This is a genomic window from Corynebacterium sp. USCH3 (assembly GCF_037619475.1).
Classification (GTDB): Bacteria; Actinomycetota; Actinomycetes; order Mycobacteriales; family Mycobacteriaceae; genus Corynebacterium.
Genome location: NZ_JAQPZT010000002.1, coordinates 206,368 through 222,899 on the forward strand (window position 1 = coordinate 206,368; position 16,532 = coordinate 222,899).

Genomic DNA, 16,532 nt, shown 5'->3' on the forward strand with positions numbered 1-16,532 from the left:
CTCTAGTCCTCGTCCCACTCGTCGGCGGCCTTGCTTCGTTCTCTGGCGATCTGGAGGGCGTGCTCCGCTTCTTCGCGCGAGGCGTACGGACCCATCCGGTTGTCCCATCCGGAAGACTTGCCCTGCGTGACTTCTCCACTGGAGGTGTCGTAGTACCACTGTTGATCGCTCATGACTCCACAGTCTAGCCACGGAGGCGTCGAGAGGGCCTGTGAGCCGGATTCTGTTCCACGCCCCGGTGCGCAGTGCACACCGCAGGTGGTGGCGATCATCCATCTGGGTCAGCCGTCACCGACTGCCTCAAGCGGTCTACCTGCCCCTTCACCGGCGAGCAGCCGACGGGGCACGGCCGCACCGTGGTCCTCACGACGAGGAACGGTCGCGGCCACTTGACCTTGCTCCCGGTGGGGTTTACCCAGCTGCGCCGGTTACCCGACGCACTGGTGCGCTCTTACCGCACCGTTTCACCCTTACCCCGGTACACCGGCGGACCGGACGTTCCGGGGCGGTCTGTTTTCTGTGGCACTAGCCCGCGGGTCACCCCGGGTTGCCGTTAACAACCACCGTGCTCTGCGGAGTCCGGACTTTCCTCGACACCGGGCGGACGCCGCCACACGGGCAGACGCTGTCCCCGGCACCGCGATCACCCGGCCCTCTCGACGGCTACGATCCTAGCACCCCCGAGTCCGCGACCGTCACCTCCAGGTGACGGGTCTCAGGCAGAGTGTCTCAGGTAGTGGGTGTCATTGACCTCCCGCACCATCGAGTGGCCCGGGTAGAACTCGACCGAGGACAGCCCCGCCAGGTCCAGGTGGAGGGTGGAGTACATCGTGGCCGGCACCTGCAGTGCATCGCGCAGGATCGCCTTGATCGGCGAGACATGGCTGACCAGCAGAACCGTCCCACTGTCGGGAGAACTGCCGGGGGAGCCTCCCGTCAGCCCTCCCACCAGTTCGCTGCACCGTCGCTCCACCTGGCTCATGCTCTCGCCACCGAGCGTGGGTACCCGGGAGTCGGCGACCCAGGCGGCGTGCTCGTCAGGCCACCGGCGGTGGACCTCGTCGAAGGTCAGCCCCTCCCACCGTCCGAAGTCCGTCTCGATGAGGTTGTCGTCGTACTCGACCCCGAGCCCCAGCGCATCCGCGGCCGCGGCGGCGGTTTGCCGGGTCCGTTCCAACGGCGAGCAGATGATACGGCCGATCCCCTCCCCCGCCTCCTGCCGGGACGCCAGATAGGACGCCGCCCGGCGCGCCTGGTCCTGCCCCAGCTCGGTCAGCGACGGGTCGCTGCGCCCCGAGAACACACCGGCGGCGGACATGGCCGTCTGGCCGTGACGCAGGAGAAGGAGACGGACCGGGGTGCCCCGGTCACCGATCCACCCGGGTGTGGCGCGACTTCCCACGACGCTCACCCCGCCGGTCGACCACGGTCGACGAAGTCGGTGTAGGACTCCGTGTCGGGCAGCAGCATCGTCCCGCACTCCGGACAGGTGGCGGGGAGATCCGGCGGTGCAGAGAGAATCTCCGCCAGCGACGACCGGTCCAACGACATGAAGCACGCCCGGCAGGCCGAGCCGGTCAGCGTCGCGGCGCCGACACCGTTCTCCTGTTCTCCTCGCTCGTACCTGCGCAGCAACGGCGGTGGAAGCTCGGCACGCAACGTCGCCGAATGGTCTGCGAGCGAGTCCCGCTGACCGCTGAGTTCGCGGTCACCCGCACGCTGCCGCCGGCGGGCCTCGTCAAGGGCGCGGACCGCCTCGTCCAACGCCCGCTCCCGGTCGGCGCCCGCGTCAGCCCGGGCGGGACGCTCCGCCTCCTCGATGGCCGCCTCCACCTCGGCGAGTCGACGTTCAGCGACGGCCAGGTCGTGGGCCAGGTCGCGGCGTTTCTCGACGTCCACCGCCGCCCCCAGCCCCTTGACGTCGTCGCGACGTCGGGCCCGTAACTTCGCCGCGTCCTGCCGCATGCGTCGGATCCTCGCCTGGTCGTCTCCGGCCGCCTGGTCTGCGGCGACCTTGGCCCGGCGTTCTTCCGCCACCACCTGCTCGAGGCGTCGGATCTCCCCGGAGTCGCGAAGCCCGGAGATTTCAGCCGTCACCGCGCGCAGTCTGGCGTCCACGGTCATCAGGTCGCGCAACACGGTGCGTGCGGGTCGTCCAGGGCGCTGTGCGGCGCCACTCCCGGTCGGTGTGCCGGTCATGCGTGATCTCCTCCGGGCTGTGACGGACCACCCTGCGGCGAGGCTGCGTGAACGGTCCACGGGTCCGTCCGCACCCCGATGACCTCGGTGGTGACCTGCGGCTGTGCGGCGGCGATGACGTCGGCGGCCTGCGAGCACCAGGGAAACTCACTGGCCCAGTGCGCCGTGTCGATGACCGGGCATCCCCCGGCGCGCAGATGTTCGTCGACCGGGTGGTGCCGCAGATCGGAGGTCACGAAGCAGTCGACGTCCAGTCCTGCCACCGTGTCCAGGAAACTGTCACCGGCACCCGAGGAGACCGCCACCCGGTGGATGACGCGGTCCGGGTCACCCGCCGCACGCACGCCCCACCGGGTCGCCGGCAGGCGGTCGGCGACCCTGGCGGTGAACTCCCGCAGTGTCATCGGGGTGTCCAGCTCTCCCACACGGCCGATGCCGAAGGCGGTGTCCGGTGCCCGGTCGACCCCGACGACCTCAGTGACGTCATAGGCCGGCTCTTCATACGGATGGGCGGTGAGCAGCGCAGCGAGCACGTCCGCGCGCCGGGAGCGCGGTGCGACGAACTCGACGCGCCGCTCCCCGACCTGTTCCAGCTCCCCGACGTGCCCGATGTACGGGGAGGCGTCGGCGGCAGGACGGAACTGCCCGGCGACGGGGAAATCGTACGAACACTCGGTGTACCGTCCGTCGGTCGTGCCGGCACCCGCGCCGAAGACGGCCGCCTTGACCTGCGCCGCGTCACCTTCAGGCACCGTGACACCCCACGAGTCCAGCGCGGGCGGCCCGGACTCCCCACGCGCCGCCCGTGCGGCAGTGGTCGCCGCAGCCGATGACGCCCGCAACGGTGTGCCAGGCCTGACACCGAGGAGCTCCGCAAGGCGGTCGTTGACTCCGGGACGGGCGGCGTCGGCACTGGTGTGCGCCGCGTACAGTGCGATTCCCGCCCGGATCAGCCGGTGCACGATCCGGCCCTTCGGATGGTCCGCCGGCACGCCGGTCACCCCCCGCATCAGCAGCGGATGATGCACCAGCAGGACGTCCACCCCGCGGGCGACCGCGTCGTCGACGACCGCGTCCGTGCAGTCCAGGGCGACAGCCACCCGACGGGCCGGGGCCTGGGGGTCACCGCAGACCAGACCACAGGCGTCCCAGGATTCCGCCAGCTGGGGCGGGTAGGCGTGTTCGATGGTCGCCACGACATCGGCGACAGTGACCGTGCCGTCGGACGGCCCAGGTACCGTGTCTGATTGATGTTCACTCACACCGACAACGATACGTGGCCGACGGGGACCGGCACAGGGACCAGGGATCCGGCAGACACGCCGGGAGGTAATCGGCCCCGGTCGTGGCCTGCGGCGCGTGATTCTGGCACCCTGGGGTCCGTGACGGACGCACATGAGCACGCAGGAAACGGCAGCAGGACTCTACTGGTCGACGTTGACGGGACCCTCGTCGACTCCTATCCGGGCATCCGGTCGAGTTTCCTGCGCGCCCTCGAGGACAACGACGTCCCGGTCCCCGGGGAGGACCTGCTCCGCCTCATCGCGGGCCCACCGATGGTCGACACGCTGCGCAACCTGGGGCTCGAGGGCGACCAGCTCGACGCCACCGTGGCCAGCTACCGGAAGCACTACGACGGGGGCGGCTGGCTCGAGGCCGCGCCGTTCGCCGGCGTCGCGGACCTGCTGCGTTCCTGGAAGGACCAGGGCTACACCCTGGCCACGGCGACGTCGAAATCCCTCAGCTCGGCGACGCGGCTGCTGAAGCACTTCGATCTCTACGACTACTTCGACGTCATCGCCACCGCCTCCGACGACGGCACCCGACGTGCCAAAGACGCCGTCGTCGCCCACGCCCTCGAGCAGCTCGGCGCCCCCGGTGGACCGGTGACCCCCGCGTCCGACGGAGGCCCGTCCCACCGCGACGGTCTGCTGATGGTCGGTGACCGGATCCATGACGTGGAGGGCGCACACACCTTCGGTATCCGTACCGTGCTGGTCGACTGGGGCTACGGCATCCGCGACGAACACCGGAAAGCCGACTACTCCGTCGCCGACGCCGCCGAACTGGGTCGGTTGGTGGACGACTGGTCGGACGAACGCCCGCACATCTGTGTGGTGTGCACCGGAAACATCTGCCGCTCGCCGATGGGTGAGATCATGCTGCGCACCGCGCTCGAGGACGCCGGCCTCTCCGGTGACATCCGGTTGAACTCCTGCGGCACCGACGGCTGGCATGTCGGGGAAGCAGCGGACCCGCGGGCCGTCTCACGGTTGCGGCAGGACGGGTTCAACGGATCCGGGCACCGGGCTGCCCAGTTCGGCCCGGAGCACCGGGACGCCGACCTCTTTCTGGTGATGACCGGCGCCCACCGTAAAGCACTGGTCAAACAGGGGGTCCCCGAGGACCGGATCGCCCTGTTCCGCAGTTTCGGTCCCGCCGGGGAGAAAGAGGTCGAAGACCCCTACTACGGCGGGAAGGACGGATTCGGTGAGGTCTCCCGGCAGCTCGCCGAGGCGATCCCCGGGGTCGTGGAATGGGCGCGCGGACAGGTCGCCGCCCGGAGCTGACTCCGCATCCTCACCCCGCCCCGCGCTCCACCAGACGGCGCGGGGCCACTCAGCGCAGATCGAACTCCACCGAATCGGTCGTGCCGTGGCGGGAGCAGGTCGCCGTCCACCCGTGAGGGGTGACCTGCGCGACGGTCCGACGTCCGCAGGCAGCACAGTAGCGGGGGACGTCGAGCCCGGCCTTCTGCGCCGGGGAGTAGGCGATGACCTCGCCACGTCCGAGGTCGGCACCGGTGAAGGGGTCGAAAGGTCCGGTGCGCCGGTCAGAAACAGGGTCAGACACTGCGGCTCAACACCTTGATCGGCAGGTTGAGCCTCCCGACCATGTCCATGTCCGCCTCGGCCGGACGCCCGAGCGTGGTGAGGTAGTTGCCGACGATCAGCCCGTTGATGCCACCGGTCAGTCCCTGTTCAACGCCGAAGTCGCCGAGAGTGAGTTCCCGTCCACCGGCGAAGCGGAGTGTCGTCGCCGGCATGGCCAGGCGGAACATGCCGACCGCACGCAGAGCGTCCTTACCGTCCATGACGGGCATGTCGGAGAACGGGGTCCCGGGCCGGGGGTCGAGGAAGTTCAACGGGACTTCGTGCGGGTCGAGTTCGGCGAGTTGGACGGCGAACTCGGCACGCTGTTCCGCCGACTCCCCCATCCCGATGATGCCTCCGCAACAGACCTCGATTCCGGCGTCCTTGATGATCAGCATGGTGTCGCGGCGCTCCTCCCAGGTGTGGGTGGTCACGACGTTCGGGAAGTAGCTGCGTGCGGTCTCGAGATTGTGGTTGTAGCGGTGGACACCGACCGCCTTGAGCCGGTCGACCTGTTCCGGGGTCAGCAGCCCCACCGAGACGGCGACGTCGACCCCCTCGACGTTGGCGTAGATCTCCTCGACGGCCTGCTCCAGTTGGGCCATGAGACGCTCGTCCGGCCCCTTGACGGCGGCGACGATGCAGAACTCGGTGGCACCGGTCTTCACCGTCTGGCGTGCCTGCTCGATGAGCTGGGCGACGTCCAGTTTCGCCGACCGCACCGGAGACTCGAAGAGCCCGGACTGGGAACAGAAGTGGCAGTCCTCCGGGCATCCGCCGGTCTTCAGGCTGACGATGCCCTCCATCTCGATCTCCTCGCCGCACCACCGCACCCGGACTTCATGGGCGAGGGCCAGGAGGTCGGGGATGCGGTCGTCGGGGAGCCTGAGGATGCGGAGGAGGTCGTCGTAGTCAAGCCCGAGGCCCTCGTCGAGGACCCGGGCACGTGCAGTTGTGAGGATGTCGTCCATGGACACATCCTAACTTGAACACCGTACAAGTTCTACCGGAAAACTAGAATCTCTCTTCATCCCGGCTGTTGCGCTTCTCGTGGAAGCGGGTCCGGGTCCCGCCGTAGCGGTCCTCCAGCTTGCCGGCCCGGGACTGCGACGGAACACGCGGCTCCGACGCGGCGGCACCGTCGTCACCTGCCGCAGGGGTGCCCCCCGCGGCGACCTCCTCCCGCCGACGCCGACGCTCACGGATCTCCGCCCAGACGAAGTACGCCAGGCCCAGCGGCACCATCACACCGAAGGCGATCCACTGGAGCCCGTAGGACAGGTAGGGGCCCGAATCGAGGTTGGGGAGTTCCAGCGCCGACATCTCACCGCCGGGATCAGCCACCTGAACGGACTCGTCGTCAAGCTGGACGTAGTCCGCCGCCAGGTCGAGACCGACCGCCTCCCCGACCATCGCCGTGTTCATGCTGTAGACCTGCAGCCGACCGTCCGACGTCATCGGTGCATTGCCCGGGGGGGCCTCGGACATCCGCAGGAAACCGGTGACCGTCACCGGTGTCGAGGTCGCCGGAGGGACATCCGGTGCCGCCGTCCCGTCGGCAGGTCGTGCCCAACCGCGGTTGACCAGGACCGTCAGACCGTTCTCCAGCCGGAACGGCGTCAGCGCATGGTAGGCAGGGCGGCCGTCGACCGGCCGGTTACGCAACAGGACCTCGTCGTCGTCGAAGAACCGCCCCTGCATCTCGACGCGGGTCCACTCGTGCTCGACCCCGGCACTGGATCCGTCCCCGGGCACTACCGTGGACGCCGGCACAGGATCCGCCTCCAGCCCCGCCCGGAGCCGGTCGTTGAACTCGTTGGTGTCCCGGTTCTTGCCCAGCTGCCACGGCGCCAGGACAGTGAACGCGACATAGGCGAAGACCACGGCGACCACCGCGGTGATGACCCACCCTGGAGTCAGGAACGACCGCCAGCCCGTCCGCCGCCGTTTCCCGGCAGCGACCGGTGGACCGGACGACGAGGCAGAATCACGCTCAGCTACGGGCTCAGACACGCCCCCGAGTCTAGTACCGCCGGCAGGCGCTGCGACAGTTGCCGACTCCCGGCCTCACCGTCCTCGACGCCGATGCCGCACCCCGAACCAGGCCCCCACGACCAGTACCAGTGCAACCAGTGCGGTCGGCACGACCGTCGCAGGGGTCGTCAGGAACGTCACGACGGGATTCTCACCGTCCTGCGCGTCCTGCGTGTCCTGTCCGTCAGCGGAATCACCACCGTTGGCGCGGACCGTCACCTCTCCGTCACCGTCGGAGGAGCCGTCCCCCTCGTCCCGGGGCATGGGCCCGAGCGCCGAAGCGCCGGTTCCGCAGCCGTCACCCAGCACAGCCTGGAAGGACAACGGATCCATCTCCGCACCTGCCTCGTAGAACTGCCCCATCGCCTCCGACCCCTCCGGGGTGAGCGTGACATCGGCACGCCCGTCGAGGACGCCGTCCTCGCCGTCCTCGCCGTCCTCGCCGTCCTCGCCGTCTTCGCCATCCAGGTTCAGCGAGAGGGAGGCGACGTCGATGCGCCCGAAGTCATGGGGACGCCCGTCCGTGTCATTCGAAGTGACCTCGGCGACGAGTGCCCCCTCGTCACCGGATATCCGGATCTCCGGATTCGCGACGGTCAGGTCCAGAACGCCGTCATGACCGGTGAACGTGACCGAGCCGCCGAACGACAGGGTCGCCTCGTTCATCTCCGTCGCCTCCCCACCAGCGCCGGACACGATGCCGCCGTCCCCGGGGAAGTAGAACGTGCCGTCGTTGAAGACCGCACCGTCGCCCGACGTCCAGCCACCGTTGGCGATGCTGGAGGTGATGTAGCTCCTGAACGATTCCCGCACCCCCCACCCCATCCTGGCGTCGACGACGGTGGGCCCGGCGGGGTCCCCGACGCCACAGGACGTGTCGGCCGCATTGTCCTGTGGCTGCTGCGCAGCGGCTGTCGGCGCCACGACCGTCGCGACGCCGACGAGCGGGACCAGGGCAGCCACGGTCATGACGCGGAAGCGTCCCACGGCGGGGCGGAAAAACGGGGAGGAACCCACGGGTATCTCATTCCTCAGGATGTCGGAGAGCAGCTGGACGCAGTTAGGCTAGGCTACAACTCCGGGACGAGCACCACCAAGCCCACCGCCGGCACCCGCCCCCGGGGTGTCAGGCCACCGTCAGAATCTCCCCACCCCCGGGACGGACGACCACGGTGTGCTCCGAGTGCGCGGCACGTGACCCGTCGACCGTGACGACGGTCCAGCCGTCGTCACCGACCTCCACCAGGTGGGTACCGGCGAACCATGGTTCGATGGCGAACGTCATACCCTCGCGGAGCGTCAGACCACGATGAGCCCTACCGACGTTGGGGATAACCAGGTCACCGTGCATGTGGCGCCCGATATCATGGCCGCCGTACTCGGCGTTCGGCCGTATTCCGTAGTCTTCCGCGACCGTACCGATGGCGTGGGAGATGTCGCCGAGCCGGTTTCCGGCCTTCGCGGCGCTGATACCGGCGTCCAGTGCCACGAGGGTCGCCTCGATGAGCCGCTCATCGTCCTCCCGCGGCGTGCCGGCGATGACAGACACAGCACTGTCCCCGCACCAACCGTCGAGGCTGAGCGCAAGATCGATACTCAGCAGGTCACCGTCGGCGAGCACGGTGGGGTGCGGCAGGCCATGGAGGGCACCGTCATTGAGGGACAGGCAGACGGTGTTGCGGAAAGGCCCGTCACCGAAGTCGGGGTCGTAGTCCCAGTAGCAGGACTCCGCCCCGGATTCCCTGATCATCTCCCGGCAGCGGTACTCCAGCTCCATGAGGTTGACACCCGGCTCCACCATGCCGCTGAGGTCCTCGAGGATCGTGGCGACGAGGCGCCCCGCCTCCCGCATCTTCGCTATCTCCGACACCGTCTTGATTTCCACCATGGACGGTACAATAATACCGGTAGACGAAAGGGGCAACCGTGGTCAGAAACCCACTCACCGCATCGGAGATCGAAGCAGGACGGCGCATCGGCCAGATTCTGCGGGACGCGAGGAACTCCGCCGACCGGACGCTCGCCACAGTCGCCGACGAGGCCGGCGTCTCCGCCGAAACGCTGCGCAAGATCGAGACCGGGAGGCTCCCCTCCCCCGCCTTCGGTACGGTGGTGCGCCTCTGCGGTGCCCTCAAGCTGGACGTCCGCTCGGTGGCCGATGCCTGGGAGCACTGCACGGCGACCGACGTACCGGTTTCCTGATCCCGAGGCTCACCAGGTAGCCGAGAAGCAGGTGGAAACGACGAAACCAGCGGCCCCGACACTCCGGAGAGTGGCGAAATCGCTGGCCAGTAGTGGTGCGCACTGACGGGCTCGAACCGCCGACCTGCTGGGTGTAAACCAGCTGCTCTTCCAACTGAGCTAAATGCGCGTCATTCCCGTGCAAGTCACGACAGGACCGTGCGCAGGGAACCTTCCGAAGACTCTAGCGCTTCGTGCCGCCGGGGACCAGACAGGCCCCCTGCCAGCTGCCGAGCCGCGTCGAGGTCGTCTGCACGAGACCCGCCACCTGTGCAGACTCGGCGATCTCACCGGGTTCCACGGTTCCAGGGGTGCCCGCCGCCGGGGTCAGCAGCCAGATCCGTCCCGATTCCCCGAGGTTCCTGGTCGCGTCGACGAGTCCGTCGACAAGGTCACCGTCGTCGTGACGCCACCACAGCAGGACGACGTCGACCATCTCGTCGGTCTCCTCGTCGAGCAGGGCTTCGCCGATGATCTCTTCGAGGCCCTCACTGATGGAACTGTCGGCGTCTTCGTCCCAACCGAGCTCCTGCACGATCTGGCCGTTGGTCACATCCAACAACTCTGCCCAGTCCTGTCCTTCGTGCACTGCTGCGCCGGAGGCGTCTCCCACTTGCGGTTCCCTGACCTTTCCTCTGATATTTCTGGTGCCATTACTTGTTGCGCCCTCTGTGAGGGTACTTCTCGTAGATCTTCCGAGTGGCATATTTCACCATTCGTGCGGCACCTCGGCACTGCATCTGACGCGACGGACGCGACACCCGCAGTTCAAGGCACCGATCTCCCCTGCATAGTAGGGGAAGTATCTGGTCATGGCTAGACGACGACCCAACTTCGACACCGCGGCACTGGAATTACCCACCCCTGTCTTCCGTAGTATCGGACAGTGACAGACCGTCGACAGACGCCGCAGTCGTAATCCTGGACTGCGCGTCACGTCCTTTCCCGTACCCAGGAGGAGCGCTATGACCACTGCGTCCAGCAGGTCACCCCAGTCCGACTCGTCGGACAGCAATTTCAGCAGTATCCGCGACGGTGTCGCATCGTATCTCCGGGACTCCGACCCCGAGGAGACCAGGGAGTGGATGGATTCCCTCGACGGCCTTCTCGGCGACGCCGGCCCCGACCGTGCCCGGTACCTGATGCTGCGCCTGCTGGAGCGAGCCTCCGCCAAGCGCGTCCCGATGCCGCCGCTGCTGTCGACGGACTACGTGAACACGATCCCCACCACCATGGAGCCCGAGTTCCCCGGCGACGAGGACATGGAGAAGCGCTACCGTCGCTGGATCCGGTGGAACGCGGCGGTCATGGTCCACCGCGCCCAGCGCCCGGGCATCGGTGTCGGCGGCCACATCTCGTCCTACGCCTCCGCCGCCGCACTCTACGAGGTCGGCTTCAACCACTTCTTCCGCGGTAAGGACCACCCCGGTGGCGGCGACCACGTGTTCTTCCAGGGCCACGCCTCCCCCGGCGTCTACGCACGTGCCTTCCTCGAGGGACGTCTTTCCGAGGAGGAGATGGACGCCTTCCGTCAGGAGAAGAGCAAGCCCGGCATCGGCATGCCCAGCTACCCTCACCCGCACGGCATGCCCGACTTCTGGGAGCACCCCACCGTGTCGATGGGCCTTGGCCCGATGAACGCCATCTACCAGGCACGCTTCGACCGCTACCTGCACGACCGTGGCATCAAGGACACCTCCGACCAGCACACCTGGGCCTTCCTCGGCGACGGCGAGATGGATGAACCGGAATCCCGCGGCCTGATCCAGCAGGCGGCACTGTACAACCTGGACAACCTGACCTTCGTCGTCAACTGCAACCTCCAGCGTCTCGACGGCCCGGTGCGCGGCAACACGAAGATCATCCAGGAGCTCGAGAGCTTCTTCCGCGGTGCCGGCTGGAACGTCATCAAGGTCGTGTGGGCCCGTGAGTGGGACGACCTGCTCGCCAAGGACAAGGACGGCGACCTCGTCAACGTCATGAACACGACCCCGGACGGCGACTACCAGACCTTCAAGGCCAAGGACGGCGCCTACGTCCGCAAGTACTTCTTCGAGAAGAACCCGGAGACCGCCAAACTCGTCGAGGACATGACCGACGAAGAGATCTTCGCCCTGCGCCGCGGCGGCCACGACTACCGCAAGATCTACGCGGCCTACCAGCGCGCCCTGGAGACCAAGGACCAGCCCACCGTAATCCTCGCCCACACCATCAAGGGCTACGGTCTCGGCCACAACTTCGAGGGCCGCAACGCCACCCACCAGATGAAGAAGCTGGCACTGGAGGACCTCAAGCAGTTCCGTGACAAGCAGGAGATCCCGATCTCCGACGAGGAACTGGAGAAGGACCCCTACCTGCCGCCGTACTTCAACCCGGGTCCGGACTCCCCCGAGGTCCGCTACATGCTCGAGCGTCGCGAGGAGCTCGGCGGTGCCGTGCCGGAGCGCCGCAACTCCTACACACCGCTGAAGGTCCCCGAGGTCAAGGACGGCGTCCGTAGCGTCCTGAAGGGCTCCGGCAAGCAGGAGGTCGCCACGACCATGGCGCTCGTCCGCGCACTCAAGGACCTGATGCGTGACCCGGAGATCAAGAAACGCCTCGTGCCGATCATCCCGGACGAGGCCCGCACCTTCGGCATGGACTCCTGGTTCCCGACGCTGAAGATCTACAACAACCACGGCCAGAACTACACGCCGGTGGACGCCGACCTGATGCTGTCCTACAAGGAGGCCACCTCCGGCCAGATCCTGCACGAGGGCATCAACGAGGCCGGTTCCATCGCCTCGTTCACCGCCGCGGCCACGTCCTACGCGACCCACGGCGAGCCGATGATCCCGCTGTACATCTTCTACGCGATGTTCGGCTTCCAGCGCACCGGCGACGGCATCTGGGCCGCCGCCGACCAGATGGCGCGCGGCTTCCTTATCGGCGCCACCGCAGGACGCACCACGCTGACCGGCGAGGGCCTGCAGCACATGGACGGCCACTCCCTGCTGCTCGCGGCGACGAACCCGGCCGTCGTGGCCTGGGACCCCGCCTTCGGCTTCGAGATCGGCTACATCCTGCGCGACGGCATCCAGCGCATGTACGGCGAAGGTGCCGGCGAGAACGGCCAGGGTGAGAACGTCATCTACTACCTCACGGCCTACAACGAGCCGGTCCACCAGCCGGCCGTACCGGAGAACCTGGACGTCGACGGCCTGCTCAAGGGCATCTACCTCTACTCCCCGGCAGACCGTCTGATCGGCACCGGTGAGCAGTCCGCCGGCGACGTCGGAGCCGCTCCCCAGACCGACCTGGTCGCCAACATCCTGGCGTCCGGCGTGGGCGTGACCGAGGCGATCCGCGCCAAGGAGATGCTGCGCGAGAAGTTCGACGTCAACGTGTCCCTGTACTCGGTGACGTCCTGGACCGAGCTGGCGCGTGAGGGTGCCGCACTGTCGCGCGAGGCCCTGCGCCACCCGTCGGCGGAGACCACGAAGCCGTTCGTCACCGAGGTGCTGGACGAGGCCACCGGCCCGTTCATCGGTGTCTCCGACTTCGCCACCGACCTGCCCGAGCAGATCCGCGCCTACGTCCCCGGCGACTACACCACCCTGGGTTGCGACGGGTTCGGCTTCTCCGACACCCGCGCCGCGGCACGCCGCTTCTTCAACTCGGACGCCGAGTCCATCGTGGTGGCAGTGCTCTCCGCACTCGCCCGCGACGGCAAGGTCAGCTGGGACGACGTCAACGACGCCGCCGAGGAGCTGAACCTGACGGACCCGACGAAGGCGTAGGTCAGTCGGCGCCTCAACTGTTGGTAGTGTGGTCCCCGACAGTGACGGGACCACCGAACCCAGAAAGGCTGATGTCCGTGGAGATCTCACCGGATGCCCGAGACAAGCTCGCCGAGAAACTCGGCGGAGACCCCGCCGCGGCAGAGAGCGGGGCAGCCAAGGGGACGCGTCCGTCCCGCAACGCCCGCAGCGCCTCCGTCGACCCGGTGACACGAATCTCGATGATCATCGAGGACGCCACCGGTGTCGACGTCGAGGAAATCAGCGCAGACAGTGACCTGACCGACGACCTCCACATCGACTCGGTCTCCCGGATCGACATCGCGATCCGGATCGAGGACGCCTTCGGCGTCCGCGTCGAGGAAGAGGACCTGGATTCCGCGCAGACCGTCCAGGACATTGCGCGGTTGGTGGAGTCCCGCTTCCCCGCCACCGGGCAGAACATGCCGTCCGGGAGCAACTGACCTCATGTCGGTGCAGGACGTCCTGCGTACCACCGCGCAGTGGCCGGTGGACACCGTGGTTGCCGGCGCACTCAGTGAGGCCGGCGACGTGACCGTCGGCGACGCTGGGCGGGTGTTCCCGCTGGCCAGTGTCAGCAAACTGATCACCGCCTACAGCGTGCTCATCGCGGTGGAGGAAGGCGCCTTCGACCTCGACGACACCGTGGCCACGGTCAGCCGGGAGTACGGCGTCCCTGTCGAGGCCCCGGACGACGCGACGGTACGGGAGCTGCTCAGCCACTCCTCCGGGGTCGGGATGCAGTCACGGCAACGTGAGAAGCCTGCCCGCACGCGCAGAATCTACTCCTCGGCCGGCTACGAGATCCTCGCCGACCTGGTCTCTGCCACCGGCATCCCGTTCACCGAATACACACGGGCGGCCGTGTGCGAGCCGTTGGGACTGTCCGTCGACGCCCTGGACCTCTCCGGCTCGGCCGGTCACGGCTTCAGCGCCTCCGTGTCCGCTCTCCTGGTGCTCGCGGCCGAGTTCCTCTCCCCCACGCTCGTGTCCGAGCAGACCTGGGAGGACGCCCTGTCGCCGCAGTACGGCGACCTCGACGGCATCGTCCCCGGCTACGGGCGTCAGTCCCCGTGCCCCTGGGGGCTGGGTCCGGAGATCCGCGGCGCCAAGGCCCCGCACTGGGTCGGGTCGTCAATGCCGCGCGACGTCGTCGGCCACTTCGGGCAGTCCGGGACGTTCCTGTGGTTCCACCGGCCGACGGGTCGCGCCGGCGTGGCGCTGACAGACCGGGCGTTCGGCACCTGGGCGAAAGACCGCTGGGCGGGATTCAACGACGACCTGTGGAACGCTCTTCAGCCCAGCAACTGATCGAGACGGGCGTAGCTCATCTCCATACCGTCGACCATGCCGGTGCCGAGGATCATGTCACGTACCGCGACCCCGGGGTAGGTGACGATCAGCGTCGCCAATGTGCCGTCCGCCACCGGAGTGAAGGTCAGTTCGTTGCGGGTCTCCGGACCGTCCGGCACGGGGGTCCCATCACCGTCGGTCATCATCTCCGTGGTGACGATGCGGTACGGTTCCTCGGACTCGAGAACGGTACCGGTGAAGCCGAATGCTTCCGCGTCCTGGCCGTCAGCCACGTCGTCTTTCACCCAACCGAAGCGGTACGTCTCGCCGACGGTGGTGGTCACCTCACACACCGGCATCGACCAGCCGTCCGGCCCCAGTTGCCACTGTCGCAGGAGGTCGGCGTCGTGGTGGGCGCGCCACACCTGGTCGACGCTGCCGGGGAAGACCCTGCTGATCCGCACGAGGGTGTCTCCGAGGATCACCGGCCGTGTTCCGGTACCGACGGCCGCCGGGTCCGGCTCGGCGAGGACGGCGTCGAGTTGACTCAGTGCAGCCTCGATCCCCTCCGCCATCCCCATGTCGACCATCTTGTCCATCTCCCTGGGCCCGGCGAAAGACGTCAGCATGGTCATCGTGGCGCCCTGGCCAGCGTCCTCGAACCGGAAGGTCATGGTCACCTCGGGCGCCCGGGTGTTCGGTTCCCCGGCGTCGTCGGCGAATCCGTCCTTCACGGTAAACGTGGACGGCGCTGCAACATCGGTGAAGTGCCAGTACCCGGCGGAGCGGTCCCCGTCCGGACCGGTCATGACGTAGTTCGAGCGGCCACCGACGGCGACATCATGGCGGGCGAACGTGGCGGGGTAGGTCGGTGGCCCCCAGAAACGTTCCAGCTGGGACGGGTCGGCGTAGGCGTTCCAGAGCCTGTCCGCAGAGACGGGGTAGTCGGCGACGACCTCGATGGTCGATTCTGCCGTGTTCTTGGTGACGGTCCGGACAGGCATGGCGGGCGCTCCTTCAACGGGAGATCCAGTATATGCACAGCGCACGGCGTCAGGGTAGGGGTTTTCTCTGCATGGAGCGCACTGCACTGCGTCGCGTGGGCGACGCGGTGAGTGCACCCGTACCCAAATCGCTGTCCCACTGCCACAATTCGACCGATCCCGGTACGCTTGCATGACTACTAAGCCGACCAGACATCGCCCACAGCAAAACCGCCGACCACGGTGTGGTCGGCGGTGATGTTCTGCTCCTCCAGCTGGACTCGAACCAGCAACCCTTCGTAGTCTGAACCCCGTGATGCACAGGTACCCACAGTCAATCAGCGTAAGAATCCATCGAGGTCAGCGGCACTCCAAGAGCCAATGGTGTCCATATAGTCACGCCTGAGTTCGCCCACTAAATGGACACTAAGTGGACACCGGGTGGCACCACAGACCCGGGTGGCACCACAGACCCGGGTGGCACCACAGACCCGGGTGGCACCACAGACCCGGGGGTCACCACAGCCCCCCCGGGGTCAGGGGTGACACCTAGCGCAGTGCGTAGAGAGCTCCACCGAGCGACTCAGCAACCTCTACAGCCTTATCATCGTTCCCTGCCCCATTGACCCATATGATCCAGTTCCCGCCGACCATGACGTGTGAAGTTCCGTCGTCACCCGCTCGGTTCAGCATCGTTACGACTGCAACGTCGGGATTGTCAGACTCTCCGAAGTAGAGAGAACCGAGCTCATCAACGTCAAGCGTGCCACTACCGGAATCTTCGCTGGTGTCTTCAACATCCCCGTAGGCGATATCGTCACGGTCAAGGATGCGGGAAACAGCAGCGAACTCGGTCATCGTGCTGGGGTTAGTGCGCTCGACCAGTAGCTCCGCTGATGGATTCTGGGCCGGAACTCCGGCCTCCGAATTCGTTGTCGCCGCGCTGTCGGTGTCCCCGCTGCTGCAGGCAACCATGGTCATGAGGGCCACGGTTGCCACCGCGGCGGCCGCCATCATCTTCTTGAACGTCATTTCCCCAGCATAACCAGCGCTACCCGGCCGGATCTCAACACCCCGCCGGCTGCCCTACTGTGTGCACCGAGCCGAAC

General features: G+C 67.4%; 17 protein-coding genes, 1 tRNA gene and 1 other RNA gene. 5 read left to right on the top strand and 14 right to left on the bottom strand.

What is annotated here, in order from left to right; genetic code table 11:
* Nucleotides 1-2: 2 nt before the first annotated feature.
* From PQI66_RS04235 to PQI66_RS04255, 5 genes are all read right to left on the bottom strand, one after another.
* Nucleotides 3-173, bottom strand: coding sequence for an SPOR domain-containing protein (locus PQI66_RS04235; protein ID WP_339996294.1), 171 nt, complete (start codon nt 171-173; stop codon nt 3-5).
* Between the two features lie 23 nt (nt 174-196).
* Nucleotides 197-659: RNase P RNA component class A (gene rnpB / locus PQI66_RS04240), an RNA gene on the bottom strand.
* Between the two features lie 56 nt (nt 660-715).
* Nucleotides 716-1,402: a histidine phosphatase family protein gene (locus PQI66_RS04245; RefSeq protein WP_339996295.1), complete on the bottom strand. Its 687-nt coding sequence runs from the start codon at nt 1,400-1,402 to the stop codon at nt 716-718.
* A gap of 5 nt (nt 1,403-1,407) precedes the next feature.
* On the bottom strand, nt 1,408-2,199 hold the full coding sequence (locus PQI66_RS04250) for a zinc ribbon domain-containing protein (RefSeq protein ID WP_339996296.1): 792 nt from the start codon (nt 2,197-2,199) through the stop codon (nt 1,408-1,410).
* A complete protein-coding gene (locus PQI66_RS04255; protein ID WP_339996297.1) occupies nt 2,196-3,461 on the bottom strand; it encodes a Nif3-like dinuclear metal center hexameric protein in 1,266 nt (421 codons plus the stop codon). The genes PQI66_RS04250 and PQI66_RS04255 overlap by 4 nt, the downstream gene beginning before the upstream one ends.
* 120 nt (nt 3,462-3,581) lie before the next feature.
* On the opposite strand from PQI66_RS04255, the gene PQI66_RS04260 reads away from it, so the two are divergent.
* The gene (locus PQI66_RS04260) at nt 3,582-4,769 is read left to right on the top strand and encodes an arsenate reductase/protein-tyrosine-phosphatase family protein (RefSeq protein ID WP_339996298.1); all 1,188 of its coding nucleotides are present in this window, start codon (nt 3,582-3,584) and stop codon (nt 4,767-4,769) included.
* Between the two features lie 49 nt (nt 4,770-4,818).
* Here the strand turns inward: PQI66_RS04260 and bsaP are convergent, their stop codons facing one another.
* The 5 genes from bsaP to map form a co-directional block, all read right to left on the bottom strand.
* Complete coding sequence (bsaP, locus tag PQI66_RS04265) at nt 4,819-5,052, bottom strand: biotin synthase auxiliary protein BsaP (RefSeq protein ID WP_339996299.1); 234 nt, start codon at nt 5,050-5,052, stop codon at nt 4,819-4,821.
* Nucleotides 5,045-6,043 carry a biotin synthase BioB gene (bioB, locus tag PQI66_RS04270; RefSeq protein ID WP_339996300.1) on the bottom strand — a complete coding sequence of 333 codons (999 nt, stop codon included), beginning with the start codon at nt 6,041-6,043 and terminating at the stop codon, nt 5,045-5,047. The genes bsaP and bioB overlap by 8 nt, the downstream gene beginning before the upstream one ends.
* Before the next feature lie 43 nt (nt 6,044-6,086).
* The gene (locus PQI66_RS04275) at nt 6,087-7,085 is read right to left on the bottom strand and encodes an SURF1 family cytochrome oxidase biogenesis protein (protein WP_339996302.1); all 999 of its coding nucleotides are present in this window, start codon (nt 7,083-7,085) and stop codon (nt 6,087-6,089) included.
* A 54-nt stretch (nt 7,086-7,139) separates the two neighbouring features.
* On the bottom strand, nt 7,140-8,123 hold the full coding sequence (locus tag PQI66_RS04280) for an HtaA domain-containing protein (RefSeq protein ID WP_339996304.1): 984 nt from the start codon (nt 8,121-8,123) through the stop codon (nt 7,140-7,142).
* Between the two features lie 109 nt (nt 8,124-8,232).
* Complete coding sequence (map, locus tag PQI66_RS04285) at nt 8,233-8,994, bottom strand: type I methionyl aminopeptidase (RefSeq protein WP_339996305.1); 762 nt, start codon at nt 8,992-8,994, stop codon at nt 8,233-8,235.
* Nucleotides 8,995-9,032: 38 nt separating this feature from the next.
* Between map and PQI66_RS04290 the strand changes: the two genes are divergently transcribed.
* Complete coding sequence (locus PQI66_RS04290) at nt 9,033-9,308, top strand: helix-turn-helix domain-containing protein (RefSeq protein WP_339996307.1); 276 nt, start codon at nt 9,033-9,035, stop codon at nt 9,306-9,308.
* A 93-nt stretch (nt 9,309-9,401) separates the two neighbouring features.
* Here PQI66_RS04290 and PQI66_RS04295 read toward each other — a convergent pair.
* A tRNA-Val gene (locus PQI66_RS04295) sits at nt 9,402-9,477 on the bottom strand.
* 54 nt (nt 9,478-9,531) lie between these two features.
* Nucleotides 9,532-9,960, bottom strand: a complete 429-nt coding sequence (locus tag PQI66_RS04300; RefSeq protein WP_339996309.1) for a DUF3052 domain-containing protein — start codon at nt 9,958-9,960, stop codon at nt 9,532-9,534.
* 352 nt (nt 9,961-10,312) lie between these two features.
* Here PQI66_RS04300 and aceE point away from each other — a divergent pair, with 352 nt between their 5' ends.
* From aceE to PQI66_RS04315, 3 genes are all read left to right on the top strand, one after another.
* Entirely contained in the window at nt 10,313-13,126 is a 2,814-nt protein-coding gene (aceE, locus tag PQI66_RS04305; RefSeq protein WP_339996310.1) for a pyruvate dehydrogenase (acetyl-transferring), homodimeric type, read from the top strand.
* Between the two features lie 77 nt (nt 13,127-13,203).
* Entirely contained in the window at nt 13,204-13,590 is a 387-nt protein-coding gene (locus PQI66_RS04310; protein WP_339996311.1) for an acyl carrier protein, read from the top strand.
* Nucleotides 13,591-13,594: 4 nt separating this feature from the next.
* Entirely contained in the window at nt 13,595-14,458 is an 864-nt protein-coding gene (locus PQI66_RS04315; RefSeq protein ID WP_339996313.1) for a serine hydrolase domain-containing protein, read from the top strand.
* On the opposite strand, the gene PQI66_RS04320 is transcribed toward PQI66_RS04315, so the two are convergent.
* On the bottom strand, nt 14,443-15,444 hold the full coding sequence (locus PQI66_RS04320) for an SRPBCC family protein (RefSeq protein WP_339996314.1): 1,002 nt from the start codon (nt 15,442-15,444) through the stop codon (nt 14,443-14,445). The two genes, PQI66_RS04315 and PQI66_RS04320, sit on opposite strands and share 16 nt — an antisense overlap.
* Nucleotides 15,445-15,972: 528 nt before the next feature.
* Nucleotides 15,973-16,455: a hypothetical protein gene (locus PQI66_RS04325; protein ID WP_339996315.1), complete on the bottom strand. Its 483-nt coding sequence runs from the start codon at nt 16,453-16,455 to the stop codon at nt 15,973-15,975.
* Between the last annotated feature and the right edge of the window lie 77 nt (nt 16,456-16,532).

Bases quoted from the DNA above. Each gene is read 5' to 3' on its own strand.
- PQI66_RS04250 (WP_339996296.1), bottom strand. From the start codon at position 2,199: ATGACCGGCACACCGACCGGGAGTGGCGCCGCACAGCGCCCTGGACGA.
- aceE (WP_339996310.1), top strand. From the start codon at position 10,313: ATGACCACTGCGTCCAGCAGGTCACCCCAGTCCGACTCGTCGGACAGC.
- PQI66_RS04320 (WP_339996314.1), bottom strand. From the start codon at position 15,444: ATGCCTGTCCGGACCGTCACCAAGAACACGGCAGAATCGACCATCGAG.
- PQI66_RS04325 (WP_339996315.1), bottom strand. From the start codon at position 16,455: ATGACGTTCAAGAAGATGATGGCGGCCGCCGCGGTGGCAACCGTGGCC.
- bioB (WP_339996300.1), bottom strand. From the start codon at position 6,043: ATGGACGACATCCTCACAACTGCACGTGCCCGGGTCCTCGACGAGGGC.
- map (WP_339996305.1), bottom strand. From the start codon at position 8,994: ATGGTGGAAATCAAGACGGTGTCGGAGATAGCGAAGATGCGGGAGGCG.
- PQI66_RS04315 (WP_339996313.1), top strand. From the start codon at position 13,595: ATGTCGGTGCAGGACGTCCTGCGTACCACCGCGCAGTGGCCGGTGGAC.
- PQI66_RS04235 (WP_339996294.1), bottom strand. From the start codon at position 173: ATGAGCGATCAACAGTGGTACTACGACACCTCCAGTGGAGAAGTCACG.